At 71.9% G+C, this 17,432-nt stretch carries 19 protein-coding genes and 1 pseudogene; 9 read left to right on the forward strand and 11 right to left on the reverse strand.

Annotated features, from left to right (window positions below; all coding sequences use genetic code 11):
• Window positions 1-23 precede the first annotated feature (23 nt).
• Window positions 24-1,106, forward strand: coding sequence for an NAD-dependent epimerase/dehydratase family protein (locus tag PCA76_RS01555; protein WP_272614742.1), 1,083 nt, complete (start codon window positions 24-26; stop codon window positions 1,104-1,106).
• Between the two features lie 12 nt (window positions 1,107-1,118).
• On the opposite strand, the gene PCA76_RS01560 is transcribed toward PCA76_RS01555, so the two are convergent.
• From PCA76_RS01560 to PCA76_RS01580, 5 genes are all read right to left on the reverse strand, one after another.
• Window positions 1,119-2,318 carry a hypothetical protein gene (locus tag PCA76_RS01560; RefSeq protein ID WP_272619123.1) on the reverse strand — a complete coding sequence of 400 codons (1,200 nt, stop codon included), beginning with the start codon at window positions 2,316-2,318 and terminating at the stop codon, window positions 1,119-1,121.
• 89 nt (window positions 2,319-2,407) lie between these two features.
• Window positions 2,408-3,157, reverse strand: a complete 750-nt coding sequence (locus PCA76_RS01565; protein ID WP_272614744.1) for a ZIP family metal transporter — start codon at window positions 3,155-3,157, stop codon at window positions 2,408-2,410.
• A gap of 54 nt (window positions 3,158-3,211) precedes the next feature.
• Window positions 3,212-4,402 carry a GNAT family N-acetyltransferase gene (locus tag PCA76_RS01570; protein WP_272614745.1) on the reverse strand — a complete coding sequence of 397 codons (1,191 nt, stop codon included), beginning with the start codon at window positions 4,400-4,402 and terminating at the stop codon, window positions 3,212-3,214.
• A gap of 78 nt (window positions 4,403-4,480) precedes the next feature.
• Complete coding sequence (locus PCA76_RS01575) at window positions 4,481-5,200, reverse strand: PP2C family protein-serine/threonine phosphatase (RefSeq protein WP_272614747.1); 720 nt, start codon at window positions 5,198-5,200, stop codon at window positions 4,481-4,483.
• A 92-nt stretch (window positions 5,201-5,292) separates the two neighbouring features.
• Entirely contained in the window at window positions 5,293-5,853 is a 561-nt protein-coding gene (locus tag PCA76_RS01580; RefSeq protein ID WP_272614749.1) for a helix-turn-helix domain-containing protein, read from the reverse strand.
• Window positions 5,854-5,908: 55 nt separating this feature from the next.
• Between PCA76_RS01580 and PCA76_RS01585 the strand changes: the two genes are divergently transcribed.
• Window positions 5,909-7,183: a benzoate/H(+) symporter BenE family transporter gene (locus tag PCA76_RS01585; RefSeq protein WP_272614751.1), complete on the forward strand. Its 1,275-nt coding sequence runs from the start codon at window positions 5,909-5,911 to the stop codon at window positions 7,181-7,183.
• On the opposite strand, the gene PCA76_RS01590 is transcribed toward PCA76_RS01585, so the two are convergent.
• The 5 genes and pseudogenes from PCA76_RS01590 to PCA76_RS01610 form a co-directional block, all read right to left on the reverse strand.
• Complete coding sequence (locus tag PCA76_RS01590) at window positions 7,177-7,746, reverse strand: GNAT family N-acetyltransferase (RefSeq protein WP_272614752.1); 570 nt, start codon at window positions 7,744-7,746, stop codon at window positions 7,177-7,179. The two genes, PCA76_RS01585 and PCA76_RS01590, sit on opposite strands and share 7 nt — an antisense overlap.
• Window positions 7,747-7,877: 131 nt before the next feature.
• Window positions 7,878-8,249 carry a hypothetical protein gene (locus PCA76_RS01595; protein ID WP_272614753.1) on the reverse strand — a complete coding sequence of 124 codons (372 nt, stop codon included), beginning with the start codon at window positions 8,247-8,249 and terminating at the stop codon, window positions 7,878-7,880.
• A gap of 139 nt (window positions 8,250-8,388) precedes the next feature.
• Window positions 8,389-8,640 carry a hypothetical protein gene (locus PCA76_RS01600; protein WP_088951051.1) on the reverse strand — a complete coding sequence of 84 codons (252 nt, stop codon included), beginning with the start codon at window positions 8,638-8,640 and terminating at the stop codon, window positions 8,389-8,391.
• A gap of 81 nt (window positions 8,641-8,721) precedes the next feature.
• The gene (mscL, locus tag PCA76_RS01605; protein ID WP_272614754.1) at window positions 8,722-9,180 is read right to left on the reverse strand and encodes a large conductance mechanosensitive channel protein MscL; all 459 of its coding nucleotides are present in this window, start codon (window positions 9,178-9,180) and stop codon (window positions 8,722-8,724) included.
• Between the two features lie 39 nt (window positions 9,181-9,219).
• Window positions 9,220-9,899: pseudogene (locus PCA76_RS01610) on the reverse strand (FadR/GntR family transcriptional regulator).
• 215 nt (window positions 9,900-10,114) lie between these two features.
• On the opposite strand from PCA76_RS01610, the gene PCA76_RS01615 reads away from it, so the two are divergent.
• On the forward strand, window positions 10,115-11,266 hold the full coding sequence (locus tag PCA76_RS01615; RefSeq protein WP_272619125.1) for an MFS transporter: 1,152 nt from the start codon (window positions 10,115-10,117) through the stop codon (window positions 11,264-11,266).
• Window positions 11,267-11,279: 13 nt separating this feature from the next.
• On the opposite strand, the gene PCA76_RS01620 is transcribed toward PCA76_RS01615, so the two are convergent.
• Complete coding sequence (locus PCA76_RS01620) at window positions 11,280-11,636, reverse strand: STAS domain-containing protein (RefSeq protein WP_272614756.1); 357 nt, start codon at window positions 11,634-11,636, stop codon at window positions 11,280-11,282.
• A 166-nt stretch (window positions 11,637-11,802) separates the two neighbouring features.
• Here PCA76_RS01620 and PCA76_RS01625 point away from each other — a divergent pair, with 166 nt between their 5' ends.
• From PCA76_RS01625 to PCA76_RS01650, 6 genes are read left to right on the forward strand one after another with little or no spacing between them, the layout of a single operon-like run.
• Complete coding sequence (locus PCA76_RS01625) at window positions 11,803-12,663, forward strand: STAS domain-containing protein (protein ID WP_272614758.1); 861 nt, start codon at window positions 11,803-11,805, stop codon at window positions 12,661-12,663.
• The gene (locus tag PCA76_RS01630; RefSeq protein ID WP_272614759.1) at window positions 12,663-13,073 is read left to right on the forward strand and encodes an STAS domain-containing protein; all 411 of its coding nucleotides are present in this window, start codon (window positions 12,663-12,665) and stop codon (window positions 13,071-13,073) included. Before PCA76_RS01625 ends, PCA76_RS01630 begins: the two co-directional genes overlap by 1 nt.
• Window positions 13,070-13,489, forward strand: coding sequence for an ATP-binding protein (locus PCA76_RS01635; protein WP_272614760.1), 420 nt, complete (start codon window positions 13,070-13,072; stop codon window positions 13,487-13,489). Before PCA76_RS01630 ends, PCA76_RS01635 begins: the two co-directional genes overlap by 4 nt.
• Entirely contained in the window at window positions 13,486-14,499 is a 1,014-nt protein-coding gene (locus PCA76_RS01640; protein ID WP_272619127.1) for a SpoIIE family protein phosphatase, read from the forward strand. The genes PCA76_RS01635 and PCA76_RS01640 overlap by 4 nt, the downstream gene beginning before the upstream one ends.
• On the forward strand, window positions 14,496-15,857 hold the full coding sequence (locus PCA76_RS01645) for a sensor histidine kinase (RefSeq protein ID WP_272614761.1): 1,362 nt from the start codon (window positions 14,496-14,498) through the stop codon (window positions 15,855-15,857). Before PCA76_RS01640 ends, PCA76_RS01645 begins: the two co-directional genes overlap by 4 nt.
• A gap of 4 nt (window positions 15,858-15,861) precedes the next feature.
• A complete protein-coding gene (locus PCA76_RS01650) occupies window positions 15,862-17,400 on the forward strand; it encodes a SpoIIE family protein phosphatase (RefSeq protein WP_272614762.1) in 1,539 nt (512 codons plus the stop codon).
• Window positions 17,401-17,432 lie beyond the last annotated feature (32 nt).

Raw genomic sequence — 17,432 nt, forward strand, 5'->3', positions numbered from 1 at the left:
GCTGGGCGGGTACGGGGTCGGGCATGCGGATCGTGGTGGTGGGGGCGAGCGGCAACGTCGGTACGGCGGTGCTGCGGCGGCTGCGCCGGGAGCGGGGCGTGGAGCTGGCCGGGGTGGTCCGGAGGTTGCCTGGTCCCGACGCTGGCGAGCCGTACGACCAGGTGGAGTGGCACTCCTGCGACATCGGCGCGCCGGGCGCGGCGGGGCAGCTCGCCGAGGTGTTCGCGGGCGCGGACGCGGTGGTGCACCTGGCCTGGCAGATCCAGCCCAGCCACGACCAGCGGGTGCTCCGTCGGACCAACGTCGAGGGCAGTCGGGCGGTGATCGACGCGGTGGTCCGGGCCGGGGTGCCGGCACTGGTGTACGCCTCGTCGGTCGGCACCTACGCGCCCGGCCCGAAGGACCACCCGATCAGCGAGCGGTGGCCGGCCACCGGTGTGCCCGGCTCGTCGTACAGCGAGCACAAGGCCGAGGTGGAGGCGCTGCTGGACGGGGTCGAGCGGGATCACCCGACGCTACGGGTGGTGCGGATGCGACCCGGCTTGATCTTCCAGCGGGCCGCCGGTGTGGAGATCACCCGCTACTTTCTCGGCCCGCTGGCGCCGGTCCGGCTGCTGCGCTTCGGCCGGATCCCGCTGGTGCCGACGAACCGCCGGTTGCGGATGCAGGCGGTGCACGCCGATGACGTGGCCGACGCGTACGCCAGGGCGGTGCTGGGTGATGCGCGCGGCGCCTTCAACGTCGCCGCGGACCCGGTGCTCACCCCGGAGTTGGTGGCCCGGCACTTCCACGGTTGGACGGTGCCGGTCGCCGCGCCGGTGCTGCGGGTGGCGGCGGCGCTGACCTGGCGGGCGCGGCTGCAACCGGTCGACGCGGGTTGGGTGGAGTTGGGTCTGAACGCCCCGCTGATGTCCAGCGAGCGCGCGGAGACCGAGCTGGGCTGGCAGCCCAAGATCGACGCACTCACCGCGCTCAAGGAACTCTTCGTCGGAATGGCCGACGGCGACCACACGGCGAGCCCGCCGCTGTCCGGCGCACCCAACCTGCCCGGCCGTCCAGCAGCGCTCCTCCAAGCCCGCCCCCCAGGCCAAGGCAACCCCTACTGAGGTACGCCTGCATCAGCTCAGTTTGGAATTGGTTACCGTGGGGTTGCGGGCGCCCAGGAAGAAGATGCCGGGGAAGCCACGGGTCTCGAACTTGCCGCTGGGGTTGCGGCGCAGGGTCGAGTTCTCGATCTTCATGGTGCCGGTGCGGTTGTTGCTCACGAAGAAGACCGCGCCGCCACCCTCGTTGGCCTTGTTGTTCTCGATGATGGTGCCGGCGATCCGCACGGTGAACTCGTTGCCGTCGCAGTAGATCGCGCCGCCGCTGCCGCCGCCGGGCGTGCCGGACTTGGCCGGGTTGGCGCCGCTGCCGATCGCCTCGTTGTGGCTGAGCATGCTGTTCAGCACCACCCACGAGACGCCGATGCTGCTCAGCGCGCCCCCGTTGGAGCAGGAGCCGCCCTGGCCGGTGGCGCCACCGAAGGTGCTGCCCACCACGTACACCGGCTTGTTGTCGTACTGGCTCAGCACTCGGATGGCCGCGCCACCCAGGTCGGGGCCGGTGCGGTCGCAGCGGTTGCGGACGAAGCGCGAGTTGACCACCTTGAACCGCCCGCCGCGTACGAAGATCGCCCCACCGCCGCCGCCCTCGACCTTGTCGCCGGTGGAGTTGCCGTCGGCGAAGGTCAGGTTCTGCACGGTGAGCTGCGGGTGGTCCTGGTTCTGGCAGTGCGAGGTGGTGAAGCCCTGGGCCTCGTCGCAGGTGTTCATGTAGAGGATGCGGCGCCGCCCCTGGCCGCTCAGCGTGACCCTGCCGCCGCCGTCCAGCACGACCTTCGGCCCGTTGGCGTTGCGGACCTTCGCGGTGGCGGTCATCTTGATCGTCGTCGGGGCCGGTCCACAGTTGAACGTGATGACCCCGCCGGCCGCGACGGCCTTCACGACCGCCGCGGAGGTGCAACTCGCCGGGGTGCCCGTGCCGATGGTCCGGGTCGGCTTCGAGGTGTCCACCGCCCGTGCCTCGGCCGGCACGGTCGCCTTGCCGTTCGGGTTGCCGGCCGCGAGCACCTTGTCGGCGGGCTTCGGGCTCGCACTGGCCCCGGGGCCACCGAGACCGTCCCGGCCAGCCGGCGCGTCACCCTGGTCGCCGGTCGACAGCGCCTCCGGCTCGGCGGACGAGCCGGGCTGGAAGGTGGGAGCCGGGTCGTTGGGCGCGCAGGCGGGCAGGGTCGCGGTGGCGACACCGAGGACGAGCAGGGCAGCAAGCGACGTCATGCGCACCCCGTGATGCTAGGAGCCCCGACGGCGTCGCGACGAATCCGCCATGCCGGTTTAATGCGCTGCTAAGACGCGGTGACCGGTGGTCAGCTGTGGGAGAGGGCGAAGGCGGTCAGGAAGCCGGCGACCGTGATCAGACCAACCAGTAGGTGCGCGTTCTCGAACGCCTCGGGGACCATGGTGTCGGTGATCATCGCGAGGATCGCGCCGGCGGCCAGCGCCGTGATCCCGGCCATCACCTCCGGCGGGGCACCGCCCAGCAACGTGTTACCGAGCAGCGCCGCCGCCCCGCTGATCAGTGCGATCCCCGTCCAGAGCAGGAAGACGTACCGCCGGGTCCGGCCGGCCTGGCGCATGCCGGCCGCACTGGACAGGCCCTCCGGAACGTTGCTGAGAAAGACCGCCGCCACCGTGACCAGACTGACCGTGCCGCCGCCGAGCAGGCTCGCGCCGATCACCACCGATTCCGGTACGCCGTCGAGCAGCGCGCCGACCGCGAGCGCCGACCCGGAGCCGGGCTGCTCGTCCTCGGAGGGCTGCTGGTCGCCGGACCGCTTCCGGTGCCGCGCGCCGTGCCGGGCGAGAGCCAGGTTGGCCAGGGTGTAGACGGCCGCACCAACGGCAGCGCCGAGTGCGGTGGGCAGCAGCCCGCCCTGCGCGTGCGCCTCGGCGATCAACTCGAACGACACGGCGGAGAGCAGCACACCCGCCCCGAACGCCATGATCGACGCGATGACGCGCTGAGGCACCCGGGCGAACCAGCCGACCGCCGCCCCGACCAGCAGAGCCGACCCGGCCAGCAGCCCCCACCCACCCGCCTGTAACCACTCCGGCATTCGCGGGACCCTACCCACGGTTGCCGGGGCGACAAACCCGGTTGTGAGGAAGGCTCAGAAGTCGGCGAAGAGGTACGGCACCCGGCGGGGAAAGATGCCGCGCAGCTCGACGGCCGCATCCGCTGGCACGTCGCCCAACCCCCGCAACGGCAGTTCGGCGGGGTCCAGCACCCCGTACGCCAGGGCGGAGAGCCCGGCCGCAGTGAGCGTGGCGGTCGGCGCGCGGCCGGCGGTGTCGGCGACCAACTCCAGCGCGCCGGTCGTGCCATCCACCAGGTGGGTGCCGGCCAGCCAACGGTCACCGGTCAGTTCGAGCCGTACCCGGCCGGGGCCGGCGGGTAGTCCGCTCAACGCGTCCAGCGACAACAGGCGAGCCATCGGGGCGGACGAACCCGGTACGGCCGTTCGTGCCTCGATGTGTACGTCCAGGTCGGTCAGCCACAGCTCCGGAAACTCGTCGGGCGGGACCTGGACGGTGATCCGCTCGATCTGGTCGACGTGCCGGGCGAAGAACTGCAACAGCAACGCCCGCGCGAGCGGGTCGGCGACCAGCAGTTCGTTGCCGTGCAGCGTGCCGCCGTGCTCGTCGATCCGGTACGTAACCGCGCCGGTCACCTCTCCAGCCATCCGGGCGGTGAGCAGCCAGTACTCGTCCCGGTCGCGCATCCCGATCGCTCGATAGTCCGGGAAGATCGAGAAGCCGTGCCGTTCCTGGAGGCAGCGCTCGGTGAACGCGCGCCACGTCGGATAGCCGGCGGCGACACGTTCCCAGCCCACCTCGCCGGGGAGGTCCGCGCCGAGCAGCGACCCCAGGTTGGCCGGGGTGAAGGTGACCCTGCGCGGCTTGGGCAGCCCGACGTAGCCGAACCGGGCATAGAAGCTGGGCCGGAACGGGTAGAGCGCGCTGAGCGTATGCCCCTCGTCGCGCATCTCGTCGAGGAGTTGGTGCAGCAGCGCCCGGACGTGCCCCTGCCGACGGGCCAGCGGATGGGTGGCCACCCCGGCGACGCCCGCCATCGGCAGCACCACCCCGCGCAGGTTCTGCCGCATCGGGATGGCTGACACGGCGGCCAGCGTGGTGCCGTCCTCCTCGGCGATCAGCGTCCGGTTGCCCTGGTTGTAGGGCAGGTAGTCGCGGAACTCCTCGGCCCGGGCAGCACTGAGCGGCGACGACTCGAAGGCGTACGCGGCCAGCGGGAAGCTGGTGGTGAGACGGTCGTCGGCGGTCACCCGGCGGATGGTCATTCGCCCATCTCAACCTGCCCGGATGACCTGAGCAACCGGATTGGCCCGATCAGCGCGACGCCGAGCGGGCCGTGCGGGTCAGCGGGCGACGACGTCGGAGACCACGACCGTCACGTTGTCCGGTGCGCCGGCGTGGTGGGCGAGCTTCACCAACTGCTCCCCACACTGCTGGCGGTCGGCGTACATGCCCAGAGCCGCCGCGATGGCCTCGTTCTCGACGTAGTCGGAGAGGCCGTCGCTGCACAGCAGCAGCCGGTCGCCGGGGACAACGGTGAGCACACCGACCGCCGGTGGGGTGTCGGCGCCCTGCACAGCCCGGGTCACCAGGGACCGCTGCGGGTGGTGGCGGGCCTGCTCGGGGGTGAGCGTGCCCTGATCGACCAGCGCCTGCACGAACGTGTCGTCCCGGGTGAGCTGGGTCAGCTCCCCGTCGCGCAGCAGGTAGCAGCGGGAGTCGCCGACCTGGGCCAGCACCAGCGTCTCCCCGGCCAGCAGCGCCGCGGTGAGCGTGGTGCCCATCCCGTCACGGCTCGGGTCGACGGTGATGGCGGCGTGGATGCGCTGGTTGGCAGTGCTGACCACGGCACGCAGGGCGTCGGCGGCGCCATCGGGGTCGGTGGGCGGAGCCAGTTCGTCCAGGATTCGGATCACGATCTCGCTCGCCACCTCGCCCGCGGGCAGCCCGCCCATGCCGTCGGCGACGGCGATCAGGCGGTCACCGGCGAGGGCGGAGTCCTCGTTGTTGGTGCGTACCAGGCCGATGTCGTTGAGGATGACCGAGCGGAGGATCAGCGTCATGGGGTCAAGCTTGCCAAGAACACCCCGCATTCGTCTCTACGCCTACTGCGTAGGTCGAGAAAATGATTGCGATATGGGCCGTTCGGCGGGCCTCAGCGGCGTGGATACCGCAGCAGCAGGCTGGCGGCGACCTCCTCGTCACCCACCGCGGTGTAGCTGTGTGGCACGTCCGACACCCAGCGGAGGTGACTGCCGGCCGGGGCGGTCAGCGGCGCGTCGGCCGGGCCGGCGCGCAACACCCCGGCGAAGACGGTGACGTGCTCGGTGACCCCCGACTGGTGGGCGGGGGAGAGCTGCCCGGGGCCGGGCGCGACCCGCATCCGGTACAGCTCGTAGGTCGCGTCGGTGTCGGTGAACACCTCCAGCAGGGTGGCGCTGACCGCGGTGCCGTGCACGGTGGGCTCGGCGGCGGGCTCGGCCAGCACGGCGGTCAGCGGTACGCCGAGCCGCGCGGTGACCGCCCAGAGCGTCTCCAGGGTCGGGTTGCGGGTGCCGTTCTCCAGGCCGGAGATGGTGGCCTTTCCGACGCCGGCGAGCCGGGCCAGTGTGGACAGCGAGATCCCCCGCTCCTCGCGCAGGGCACGGACCCGGCGGCCGACGACGGCGGGATCCACGTCGAGGCCCGGACGGCGGGCTGGTGGTGGGTGCGGCACCCGACTATCGTGCTACACGCTGTTGTTCCGTAAACGGAACAGTCGGGAGGGTGGGATGACCGGACGCGTACAACCGGTGCTGGCGGGGGCGGTGACCGCGCTGGTCGGTTTCGCCAGCTCGTTCACCGTCGTGCTGGCCGGGCTCCGGGCGGTCGGCGCGTCGGACGCGCAGGCCGCCTCCGGCCTGCTTGCCCTCTGCGTGGCGTGCGGGCTCGCCGCCGCCTGGTTGGGCTGGCGGCACCGCATTCCGATGAGCGTGGCCTGGTCCACGCCGGGCGCGGCGCTGCTGGTGGCGACCGGGCCGCCGCCGGGCGGGTGGCCGGTCGCGGTGGGCGCGTTCCTCGTCTCCGGTGTGTTGATCGTCGCGGCTGGGCTGTTCCCGCCACTCGGCCGTGCGGTGGCCGCGATCCCCAAGCCGGTGGCCGGTGCGATGCTCGCCGGGGTGCTGCTGCCGCTGTGCACCGCCCCCGTCCGCGCGCTGGTCGAGCTGCCCCTGGTGGCCGGTCCGGTGGTGGTCGGCTGGCTGCTGCTGCACCGGTTCGCCCGCCGCTGGGCGGTGCCCGGCGCGCTGGTGGTGGCGGTGGCGGCGATCGCGTTGACCACGCCGTCAGCCGGTCTGGGCGGTGCCACGCTGACGCCGTCGATCACGCTGACCGCGCCGGCCTGGAACGCGTCCGCGCTGGTCGGCCTCGCCCTGCCGCTGTTCCTGGTCACCATGGCCGCGCAGAACGTACCCGGCATGGCGGTGCTGGTCGGCTACGGATACCGGCCGCCGTTCGGCGCCGCGCTGCGGGCCACCGGCCTGGCCAGCCTGCTCGCCGCCCCGGCCGGTGGGCACGCGGTGAACCTCGCGGCGATCACCGCCGCGTTGGCCGCCGGCCCCGACGCGCACCCGGACCCGGAGCGCCGGTGGGTCGCCTCTGTCACCGCCGGCGTCGGACTGGCCCTGCTCGGCCTGGGTGCCGGCGTAGCCACCGCACTGGTCGCCGTTGCCCCGCCGATCCTCATCGAGGCGGTCGCCGGGCTGGCCCTCCTGGGCGCTCTCGCCACCGCGCTCGCCTCGGCGGTGACCGACCCGACGACCCGCGAGGCCGCCGTGGTCACCTTCGTGGTGACCGCCTCCGGGGTGACGCTGATCGGCGTGGGCGGCGCGTTCTGGGGCCTGGTCGCGGGCTGCCTGATGCTGCTGCTCTTCCACCACCGCCGTCCACCCGCCGCGCCGGCAGACCCCGCGCGCACCGCCGACGCACTACCCGACGCGCCGCAAAGATCAACACCGGATCAAGGAAATCGCGCTGTCCACGACGACCGGACACCGCTACATCACTGATCCCGTGTCGATCTCCGCGGTTTGCTTCCGGCGATCCGGGCCAGCACCACGGCGTCCGCCCGGCGATCCGGGAAGGCGAGGAAGCTCCGCAACACACCCTCCTCGACGAACTCGGCCGCCGCGAGCACCCGTCGGGAGGCCAGGTTGTCCGGCTCGACCCACGCCTCGACCCGGGCCAGACCGGCGGTCTCCAGCGCCCACGCCGTGAGCAGCCGCGCCGCCCGGTGGGCCAAGCCCTGCCCCCGTCCGGCCGGGATCAGCCAGTAGCCAAGACCGGCCACGCCCGGCTGAGGCCGCAGCAGCAACGTGACCGAACCGACCGCGACGTCGGTGTCCGCGTCGGCGACCGCCAGCGAGAGGCCGGCGCCGTCGGTGGTCCGACTCCATTGCCGGCGTACGAAGGCACGGCCGGCATCCTCGGTGAACCGGACCGGGACGGTGGTGGCCTCGGTGATCCGCCGATCCGTCGCAGCCTGCCGAACGCAGTCCAGGTCATCCATCGTCCACGATCGGAGGCGAACGTGGCCGTCGGTCAGTTCGGGTTCCGGTGGTGCCAGCGACATCCGGCGACGGTACGCGCTCGTTGTCCGAGGTGCACCCACTCCTTGATCCACTCGGGATCAATGATGTCGGGGTATCCGGGTCGCCCGGACGCCCCGACATCATTGATTTGGTGGGGATCTCCGTGCTGAGGTCACTCCTCGGGCGGCAGGTCGGCCACGCCCACGGCCAGGAGGACCCGGCCGTCGGCCACCGACCCGATCCGGTCGGCCGGTACGTAGACCGCGCCGGTCCGGGTCAACTCGGTGGAGACCTTCAGGTAGCCGCTGTGCAGCAGCCGCGCCGCCAGATCGGCCGGAACATCCGGCTCCTCGACCGCGGTCGCCTCGATCAGCTCGTTCAGGCTGCTGCCCGGGTCGGCGGCCGGCGCCTGCACGGTCACCGCGTTCGGGTCGCCTCGCTGGACGAGGTCCACGGTCCCGACCTCGGTGCCGGCGGAGTCGATCACCGGCATCCCGGTGGTGATCCGCGAGATGGTCGACTGCTGCGCGTCCTGCTGGTCCATCCCACCGCGGTTCCCGGGGCGGCACGCCGCTAAACGCCGTCGCCGGCCTGCCCGACGCTCTGCCTGCCCGACAGCGGCACACCACACCGGCGGCCGCCCAGACCGTCCGGCAGCCCAGGCCGCTTGGCTATCTAGCTGGTCAGCTGTTTGGGAGGGTCCAGCTGCCTGGCGGGCGTGGGGACAACTCCCGCCAGGTGTCCGGGCCGTCGAGCAGCGCCCGGACGGTGTCCTCGGCCTCGTCCGCACTGCCGTACTCGTAGAACCGGGAGATGCCCTCGGCGCCGCCGGCTCGCTGCTCGACGTGCCACCGGTCGGCGTCCACCCGCAGGAAGACGTCCCGCCGGGCCAGCCGCCCCCACTTCCCGTTCCACCAGTGCTTTCGCTGCTCCATGGCGGGACTCTATCGAACACACGTACGAGAAGATGCGGCCCCTGCGGGAATCCCGCAGGGGCCGATGTGCATCCGCTGGGGTCAGCGCGGCGCCGGCGGTTCGGTGCGGCGGCCCAGCACGTCGTCCAGTGCCCCGCGCTGCTGGCCCGGGGTGGTGTGACCGGCAGAGACCAGGGCGTCCCGGATCTCGGTGAGCAGCTTGACCTCCTCGCTCGGCGCCGCCGGCGGCGGCTCCTCGCCCCGCTGCCGCCGCTCGGCCAGCTTGTTCATGGGGTAGACCACGAAGAAGTAGAGCACCGCCGCGGTGAGCACGAAGGTGATCAGGGCGTTGATGAACGCTGCCCAGTCGAAGACCTGGCCGCCGAGATTCCACGTCCCGGCCGAGAGGCCACTGCCCCCGCCGATTGCCTTGATCAGTGGTTCGAGGAACGACTTGGTGAGTTGGGTGACCACGCCCGTGAACGCAGCGCCGATGACGATGCCGACCGCCAGGTCGACGACGTTGCCGCGCATGATGAAGTCTTTGAAGCCCTTGAGCATTCGTACTCCTGAGGTGTCCGGTTTTCCGACCGGCACAACCTATGCCCGTTCGGCGGGTTCCAGAAAAGCGCCGGCTTCGATCGCCGCCCGGCCCGGGTCGCCGGCCCGGATCGCCTCGACCAGCCGGGTGTGGTCGACGTAGCGCTCGGGTGTGAGCGCCCCACCCATGGCCTGGGCGACGGTGCTGCGCAGGGCGGTGCCGACCGAGGCGTACAGCTCGGCGAGCATGGCGTTGTGCGCGGCGGCGACCACCACCGTGTGCAGCGCCGCGTCGGCCTCGACGAACGCGTCGACCCGGCCGCCGTGCCAGGCGGCCTCGCGTTCGGCGAGCGCGCCGTCGAGCGCCGCCAGGTCCTTCGGCGTACGCCGCAGCGCGGCGAGCCGGGCGGCCTCCACCTCGAAGGCGCGCCGCACCTCGATGACCTCGGCCATCCGGTCGTCGCCGAGTTGGCGGGCCACCACCGGCGCCAGTTCGTCGGTGGACACCACGTACGTGCCGGAGCCCTGCCGGCACTCGAGCACCCCGGCGTGCACCAGGGCTCGGACCGCCTCGCGGACGGTGTTGCGCCCCACGCCCAGCGCGGCGACCAGTTGCGGCTCGGTGGGGATGCGCCCGCCGACGGGCCATTCGCCGCCGAGGATCCGGGCGCGGAGCTGCTCGGTGGTCTGCCGGACCCGGTGGCGCGGGGCGGCACGGCGGGCTGGCCGCGGGGCGGCACCGGCGGCGCGGAGGGGAAATTAACCGACGGTGGCACTGGTTACATCACCGGTCCCAAATTCATCCCATGATTGTAGGTTAGAGGTCATGACCCCGCCACCAACCGCCGCTTCGGCGCCGCCCGCGCCCGTCGCCGTCGACCCTCGCCCGACGAGCGACCCCGGTACGGGCCGTCGCACCCACCCGGCGACCGGTGGCGCGCTCGTGCTGGTCGGGATGCTGCTGGTCGCGCTCAACCTGCGCGCCGTGGTGACGAGCCTCGGTGCCCTGCTCGACGAGGTCCGCGACGGGCTGGGTCTCTCCGGCACCATGGCCGGTCTGGTCACCACCCTGCCGACCATCGCGTTCGCCGGCCTCGGCGCGCTCACCCCGTGGCTGGTCCGCCGGGTGGCACCGGCCCGGGTGCTGGTGGTCGCCATGCTCGCCCTCGCCGTCGGCCAGGTGCTCCGGGTTGTCACCGACTCGGCCTTGATCTTCGTGCTGACCAGCGCGCTGGCGCTGTCCGGCATCGCGGTCGCCAACATCCTGCTGCCGATGCTCGTCAAGCAGCACTTCCCGCATCGCACCGGCCTGGTCACCGGGGCGTACACGATGGCGTTGACCGTGGGCACGACGGTGGCCGCCGCCTCCGCGGTGCCGATCGCGCACGCCTTCGGCTCGTGGCGGGCCGGGCTCGGCATCTGGGCCGCGATGGCCGCGGTGGCCGTACTCCCGTGGGTGCCGCTGGCGCTGCGGGCTCGCGCCGCCGCGCGGCGAGTGACCCCGACGGCGGTCGAGGTCGCACCGTCGCGGGTCCGGCCGGCGCGGACCCGGCTCGGCTGGGCGATGGCGGTCTACTTCGGGGCGCAGTCGCTCAGCGGGTACGCGATCATGGGCTGGCTGGCCCAGTTGTTCCGCGACGCCGGCTACCAGCCGGAGTCGGCCGGGCTGCTGCTCGCCGGGGTGACCGCGCTCGGTGTGCCGATCGCGCTGGTGATGCCCACAGTGGCGGGCCGGCTGGGCAGCCTGCGTCCGTTGGTGCTCGGGCTGACCACCGCGTCGACGCTGGCCTACCTGGGGCTGGCGCTCGCCCCGCACGGTGCCGCGCTGCTCTGGGTCGCCCTGATGGCGATCGGCCAGGGTGCGTTTCCGCTGATCCTCACCGCCATCGGTCTGCGCGCCCGCACCGCCGAGGGGACCGTCGCGCTCTCCGCGTTCGCGCAGAGCACCGGGTACGTGATCGCCGCCCTCGGCCCGCTGATGGTCGGCATCCTCTACGAGGCAACCGGCGGCTGGAAAGTGCCGATCGGTTTCCTGTTGGGCGCGCTCGCCGTGCAGACGGTGGCGGGCCTGGCGATCGCTCGTCCCCGCTACATCGAGGACGAGTGACGAACGACAGCGGTCAGGAGGATGCCGGCGTCGGTTCGCCGGCGACTGCCTCATCCACCGTCGGGTAGGTGTGCAGCACCTCGACCAGCCCGCTCACCTCGAGGATGCGCAACACACCCCGCTGCGGGGCGGCCAGCCGGACCACGCCGCCGGCCTCGTCGCAGCTGTTCTTGGCGCGGACGAAGACCGACAGACCGGTCGAGTCGCAGAACGAGACGTCCGCCAGGTTGAACACCAGCCGGTTGCGACCCTTGTCGAGCAGGTCGGTGATCTGGTCCTGCAGTTGCGGTGCGGTAGCCATGTCCAGCTCGCCCGCTACCGACACGACGACCACGTCGTCGCGTTGTTCCGTGTGCACCGTCAGCGACATTCGCCGGACCTCCTGCTGTTATCGGGGGAACGGTATCCCACGACCGGGCTTCCACACAGAACGGGAGCCGTGATCTGGTGGCCATCATCATTCCGTTGCTACGGGGCAAGTAGTTGGTCAGGCCCCGGTGATAGAGTCCGCCCGGTCCAGGTCAAGGGGGTTCGAAATGGCGTTGAGCACCGAAGAAAGTGGTCGGCTCGTCGCGCTGCTCAGCGGGCAGGCCGAACGGGTGATGTCTCGGTGGACCGAGATCGTCACCAGTTCGTTGCGGGGCCGGCTGAGCCAGGCTGAGCTGCGCCGGCAGGTCCAGGATCTGCACAGCGCCATCGTCACCACCGGCGAGCAGGGTGACATCGACCTGTCCGCCGACAACGCCGCCGAGCTGCGCGCCGCGCTCTCCGAGCTGTCCCGTGGTCGGGCCCGCCAGGGTTTCTCCGCCACCGAGACCACGATCAGCATCTTCGCGCTGAAGGACGTGCTGGCCGAGCTGGTGCAGGAGGCCGGCGGCGCCAACGCGCTGCACGACTACGTCGCCTTCTCCAAGCTGGTCGACGAAATGGGTCTGTTCACCTTCGAGAGCTTCGTACGCACCCGGGAGAGCCTGATCGCCGACCAGGCCGAGCAGCTGCTCGAGCTCTCCACGCCGGTGGTCAAGCTCTGGGAGGGCGTGGTCGCCGTTCCGCTGGTCGGCACCCTGGACTCGGCCCGCGCCCAGGTCGTGATGGAGCGGCTGCTGCAGACCCTGGTCGACACCGGCTCGCCGTACGCGATCATCGACATCACCGGCGTCCCGGCGGTGGACACCCAGGTCGCCCAGCACATCCTGAAGACCGTGGTGGCCGCCCGGCTGATGGGCGCCGACTGCATCATCTCCGGCATCCGCCCGCAGATCGCGCAGACCATCGTGGCGCTCGGCATCGAGTTCGGCGACATCGCCACCAAGGCGAGCCTCGCGGACGCGCTGCGCCACGTGCTGCGGCTCAACGGGGTGGAGACCGTGCGCCGGCAGCCGCGCCGGGGCGTCTGATGGAACGCGTACCGATCCTCAAGATCGGCGACATCCTGCTCGTCTCCATCCAGCTGGACATGTCCGATCAGACCGCGGTCCAGCTCCAGGATGATCTCGCGGAGCGGATCGTGGACACCGGCTGCCACGGCGTCATCATCGACATCACCGCGCTGGACATCGTCGACTCCTTCGTCGGGCGGATGCTCTCCACCATCGCGTCGATCTCCAAGGTGCTCGACGCGGAGACGGTGGTGGTCGGGATGCGCCCCGCCGTCGCCATCACCCTTGTCGAACTGGGGCTGTCGCTCAACGGCATCCGTACCGCGCTGAACGTCGAGCGCGGCATGGAGCTGATCGCGGCTGCCCACGCCGACGAGCTCGATTACCAGCTCGACGACGATCCGGACGCCGAGACGGCCACGCCGTGACCACGGGCCTCGGCCTGGGCCAGCCACAGGCACAGGCGATCCAGAGCGACGAGGACGTGGTGCGCGTCCGGCAGTTGGTCCGTGCCGTCGCGGTGGCCGTCAAGCTGTCCCTGGTCGATCAGACCAAGGTGGTCACCGCGGCGAGCGAGTTGGCCCGCAACACCCTGGTGTACGGCGGCGGCGGCTCGGCCGAGGTGGCGACCGTGGACAACGGCCGCCGAAAGGGCCTCCAGATCGTCTTCGCCGACTCCGGGCCGGGCATCGCCGACCTCAATCTGGCCCTGACCGACGGCTACACCACCGGCGGCGGCCTCGGCCTCGGACTCAGCGGGTCCCGCCGGCTGGTCGACGAATTCGAGATCGAGACCTCCCAGGAAACCGGCACGCGGATCACGGTCACCAAGTGGTCCCGGTGAACGGCGACGCGGTCACCGACAGTGGCATCTGGTTCCGGGTGGAGGCCAGTAGCGCGGCGAGCGCTGTCCGGCGTGCCGCCGAGCGCCTCGGTGCGCAGTTGGAGATGGGTGCGGCGCGTATCGCCGACCTGGCCATCGTCGCAGCCGAGCTGACCAGCAACCTGGTCAAGCACGCCGACGAGGGCGTCCTGCTGCTCCGGCCGGTGCGTCGCGCCGGGGAGGCCGGCGTGGAGCTGGTGGCCATCGACTCCGGACCCGGCATGGCCGACCTGACCGTCTCGTCCCAGGACGGGCACTCCACCACCGGCACGCTCGGCATCGGTCTGGGTGCCATCGTCCGGCAGGCCAGCTGGTTCGACGGCTACTCCCTGCCCGGCCGGGGCACGGTCTTCGCCGTTCAGGTCTGGCCGGCGGAGCCGGCGCGGCCGTCCTGGGCCGGCGCCCTCTCCCGGCCGCTCACCGGCGAGACGGTCAGCGGTGACGGGTATGCCGTCCGGGTCGCCGACGGGCGGCACCAGGTGCTGGTCAGCGACGGGCTGGGGCACGGCCCGCTGGCCGCCGCCGCGACTGAGGCGGCGCTGGCCGCATTCCGTGACGCCCCGGCCGGCCCACCGGCGGTGGTGGTCGGTCACCTGCACCGGAGCATGTCGCACACCCGTGGCAGCGCGCTCGCGGTCGCCGAGTTGGTGCCGGCGGCCGGTGTGCTGCACTACGCCGGCCTGGGCAACATCTCCGGCTCGGTCGTCGAGGGTGACGGACACCGCCGAGGGCTGGTGTCGCTGCCCGGCATCGCCGGTCACCAGCGGCCGACAATCCGGGAGTACGACTACCCGTTCGGTCCGGGGGCCCGACTGGTGATGCACAGCGACGGGGTGGTCGACCGTTGGCGGTCGACCGACTACCCGGGCCTGGCGGAGCGATCCCCGCTCGTCATGGCGGCGACCCTCCTGCGCGACGCAGGTGTGCGACGCGACGACGCCTGCGTACTGGTCGCGAGGTCCTGGGCATGACCCGCGAGCCGGCCGCGCTGCCGCTGCTGCAGATGGCGCTGCGGGTCGAGCAGGACATCTTCGTGATCCGCCAGCGGGGCCGCGAGGTGGCCGCGGTGGTCGGCCTGGAACACCAGGACCAGGTTCGGATCGCCACCGCGCTCAGCGAGGTCGCCCGGGACCTGCTGCAGACGACCGGCGGTGCGGACGTCTCCTTCCACATCGATGCGGGCGCCGACAGTCGGTTCCACCTGCGCGCAGACCTGGCCCCGGTGACCCCGCTCCCGGACGGCCGCTACCAGCCGCAGTCCGGCGCGGTGTCCCGACTGGTCGACACGTTGAGCGTGTCGACCGTCGAGGGGGTTACCGTCGTGAGGATGTCCCGACGAGTCCCGGCCAACGCGCCGACGCTGACCCCGGAGCGGCTCGCCGAGTTCCGTACCGAACTCGGCCGTACCGCTCCGTCCAGCGCGCTGGACGAGTTGACTGCGCAGAACGGGCAGCTCATCGCCGCACTCGACGAGGTGCGCAGTCAGCGCGACGAGCTGGCCGTGCTGAACGACGAGCTGGCCGAGACCAACCGCGGTGTGCTGGCGCTCTACAACGAGCTCACCGAGGAGTTGGAGGAGACCAACCGGGGCGTCGTCGCCCTCTACGCCGAGCTGGACGAGAAGTCGGCCCAGCTCCGCGCGGCGAGCGAGTCGAAGAGCCGGTTCCTGGCCAACGTGAGCCACGAGTTGCGCGCCCCGGTCACCGCGATCATCGGGTTGGGGCGGTTACTCACCGACTCCGCCTCCGACCCGCTCACCGACGAGCAGAGCCGCAATGTCGACCTGATCCGCTCCTCGGCGGCAGATCTGCTCGGTCTGGTCAACGAACTGCTGGACCTCGCCAAGGCGGAGTCCGGCCGGATCGAGCCGGAACTGACGGACGTCGACCTGCGCTCGGTCTTCGGCCAACTGCGCGGCACGATGCGCGCGCTGGCCACCCGCCCGGAGATGGAGCTGGTGGTGGAGGAGCCGAGTACGCCGGCCCTGCTACGCACCGACGAGGTGCTGCTCGGCCAGGTGCTGCGCAACCTGCTGCACAACGGGTTGAAGTTCACCGAGCGCGGCGAGGTGCGGCTGCGGGCCCGCCAGCACGGCGACCGGTGGAACTTCGAGGTCAGCGACACCGGGCCCGGCATCGCTCCCGAGCTGCACGACCGGATCTTCGAGGAGTTCTACCAGGTGCCGGGTGCCACCCGGGTCGGCGGCACCGGCCTCGGCCTGCCGTACGCCCGGCGGTTGGTGACGCTGCTCGGTGGGACGCTGGAGCTGAGCAGCGAGCCGGGCAGGGGCAGCACGTTCACAGTCTCCCTGCCCACCGGCGGGGCGTGACGGGATGGACGGCATGCCGGCGACCGTCCTGGTGGTCGATGACAGCCGTACCAAGCGTTACCTGCTGGTGAGTTGGCTGACTCGGGCCGGGTTCACCGTGCTCGAGGCCGAGAACGGCGCCGAGGCGTTGGACCGGGTCGAGGTGGACCGGATCGACCTGGTGGTCCTCGACGTCCGGTTGCCCGACCTGAGCGGCTACGAGGTCTGCGAACAGATCAAGGCGCGGCATCCGGCGATGCCGGTGATCCACGTGTCGGCGCACGCCGTGGACGTGGCCGACCGTGCCCAGGGGTTGACCCGGGGTGCTGACGCGTACCTGACCGAGCCGATCGAGCCGGAAGAGCTGATCGCCACCACACGGGCGGTGCTGCGCTACTACCAGGCCCGGCAGCGCGCCGAACTGCTCGCCGAGCGGCTGCTCGGGCTGGCCGACACGACCGTGGCGGTACACGCCGCGCCCACCTTCGTACGCCTGCTGGAGGCAGCCGCCGAGGGTGCGGCACAGATCTTCAAGAGCCCGGCGGCGGTGATCGCCGAGACGTTCGACGGTGACTGTCTCGCGGGGATCTGCGCCGGTCCGGGCGCGGTGGCCGCCGTGGTGCCGTGGGTCGTCGACGACACCGGTGTGCCGACCGGTGCCACGGTCCGGGTGGAGACCCCGGCGAACTGGGCGCTGGTGGACTGGCCGGCGGACGACTCGGTGACGGTCGCCGCCGCCAAGCTGCGGGAGGACCGGGCCCCGCTGTACGTGGTGGTCCCGACCGCCACCCAGACCGCTCGGACCCCGGTGCTCAAGCAGCTGGCTCAAGCGGTGGCGGCGGCGGTGGAGGCGCAGCGCTCGTTCGACGAGGAGCACCGGATCGCGGTCACCCTTCAACGCAGCCTGCTCCCGCGCGGTCTGCCCACGGTGGCCGGACTGGATCTCGCCGTACGCTACGAGCCGGCCAGCGCACAGACCGAGGTGGGCGGCGACTTCTACGAACTGGTGATGCTCGACGGGCACCTCCTGCTGGCGATCGGGGACGTGGCCGGCCACTCGCTGCACGCGGCGACCGTGATGGCCGAGCTGCGGCACGCGGTGCGGGCGTACGCGGTCGAGGGCCACCAGCCCGGCGAGATCCTGCACCGGGTCAACGAGTTGATGCGGACACTGCTGCCGAACGAGATCGCCACGCTCTGCGTACTGCTGCTGCACCCGCCGACCGGGCGGGTCCGGCTGGCCAGCGCCGGGCATCTTCCACCGGTGCTCAGCATGGACGGGAAGGTCGAGTTCGTGCAGCACTCCGCGCCGCTGCTCGGCGTCCGCGCGCCTCGCCCGGCCGACCTGGAGTTCGTCCTGCCGGCCGGGGCCACGCTGGTGTTCTACACCGACGGGCTGATCGAGCGACGGGACGCCCCCATCGACGAGGGGCTGGCCGCGCTCGCCGCGATCTCCGCCACGGTCGACGAGGACCTGGACCGCTTCTGCGCCCGACTGCTGGTGGAACTGGCGCCACCGGAGATCCAGGACGACGTCGCCGTGGTCGTCCTGCGCCGCCGCTGAGCCCGGTGCCGTTGGTAGTTCGGTGCGTTGCT

This window comes from Micromonospora sp. LH3U1 (genome assembly GCF_028475105.1).
Lineage (GTDB): Bacteria > Actinomycetota > Actinomycetes > Mycobacteriales > Micromonosporaceae > Micromonospora.

Coding starts and splice junctions, on each gene's coding strand:
- PCA76_RS01555 (WP_272614742.1), top strand. CDS start 24: ATGCGGATCGTGGTGGTGGGGGCGAGCGGCAACGTCGGTACGGCGGTG.
- PCA76_RS01560 (WP_272619123.1), bottom strand. CDS start 2,318: ATGACGTCGCTTGCTGCCCTGCTCGTCCTCGGTGTCGCCACCGCGACC.
- PCA76_RS01565 (WP_272614744.1), bottom strand. CDS start 3,157: ATGCCGGAGTGGTTACAGGCGGGTGGGTGGGGGCTGCTGGCCGGGTCG.
- PCA76_RS01570 (WP_272614745.1), bottom strand. CDS start 4,402: ATGACCATCCGCCGGGTGACCGCCGACGACCGTCTCACCACCAGCTTC.
- PCA76_RS01575 (WP_272614747.1), bottom strand. CDS start 5,200: ATGACGCTGATCCTCCGCTCGGTCATCCTCAACGACATCGGCCTGGTA.
- PCA76_RS01585 (WP_272614751.1), top strand. CDS start 5,909: ATGACCGGACGCGTACAACCGGTGCTGGCGGGGGCGGTGACCGCGCTG.
- PCA76_RS01590 (WP_272614752.1), bottom strand. CDS start 7,746: ATGTCGCTGGCACCACCGGAACCCGAACTGACCGACGGCCACGTTCGC.
- PCA76_RS01595 (WP_272614753.1), bottom strand. CDS start 8,249: ATGGACCAGCAGGACGCGCAGCAGTCGACCATCTCGCGGATCACCACC.
- PCA76_RS01600 (WP_088951051.1), bottom strand. CDS start 8,640: ATGGAGCAGCGAAAGCACTGGTGGAACGGGAAGTGGGGGCGGCTGGCC.
- mscL (WP_272614754.1), bottom strand. CDS start 9,180: ATGCTCAAGGGCTTCAAAGACTTCATCATGCGCGGCAACGTCGTCGAC.
- PCA76_RS01615 (WP_272619125.1), top strand. CDS start 10,115: ATGCTGCTGGTCGCGCTCAACCTGCGCGCCGTGGTGACGAGCCTCGGT.
- PCA76_RS01620 (WP_272614756.1), bottom strand. CDS start 11,636: ATGTCGCTGACGGTGCACACGGAACAACGCGACGACGTGGTCGTCGTG.
- PCA76_RS01625 (WP_272614758.1), top strand. CDS start 11,803: ATGGCGTTGAGCACCGAAGAAAGTGGTCGGCTCGTCGCGCTGCTCAGC.
- PCA76_RS01630 (WP_272614759.1), top strand. CDS start 12,663: ATGGAACGCGTACCGATCCTCAAGATCGGCGACATCCTGCTCGTCTCC.
- PCA76_RS01645 (WP_272614761.1), top strand. CDS start 14,496: ATGACCCGCGAGCCGGCCGCGCTGCCGCTGCTGCAGATGGCGCTGCGG.
- PCA76_RS01650 (WP_272614762.1), top strand. CDS start 15,862: ATGGACGGCATGCCGGCGACCGTCCTGGTGGTCGATGACAGCCGTACC.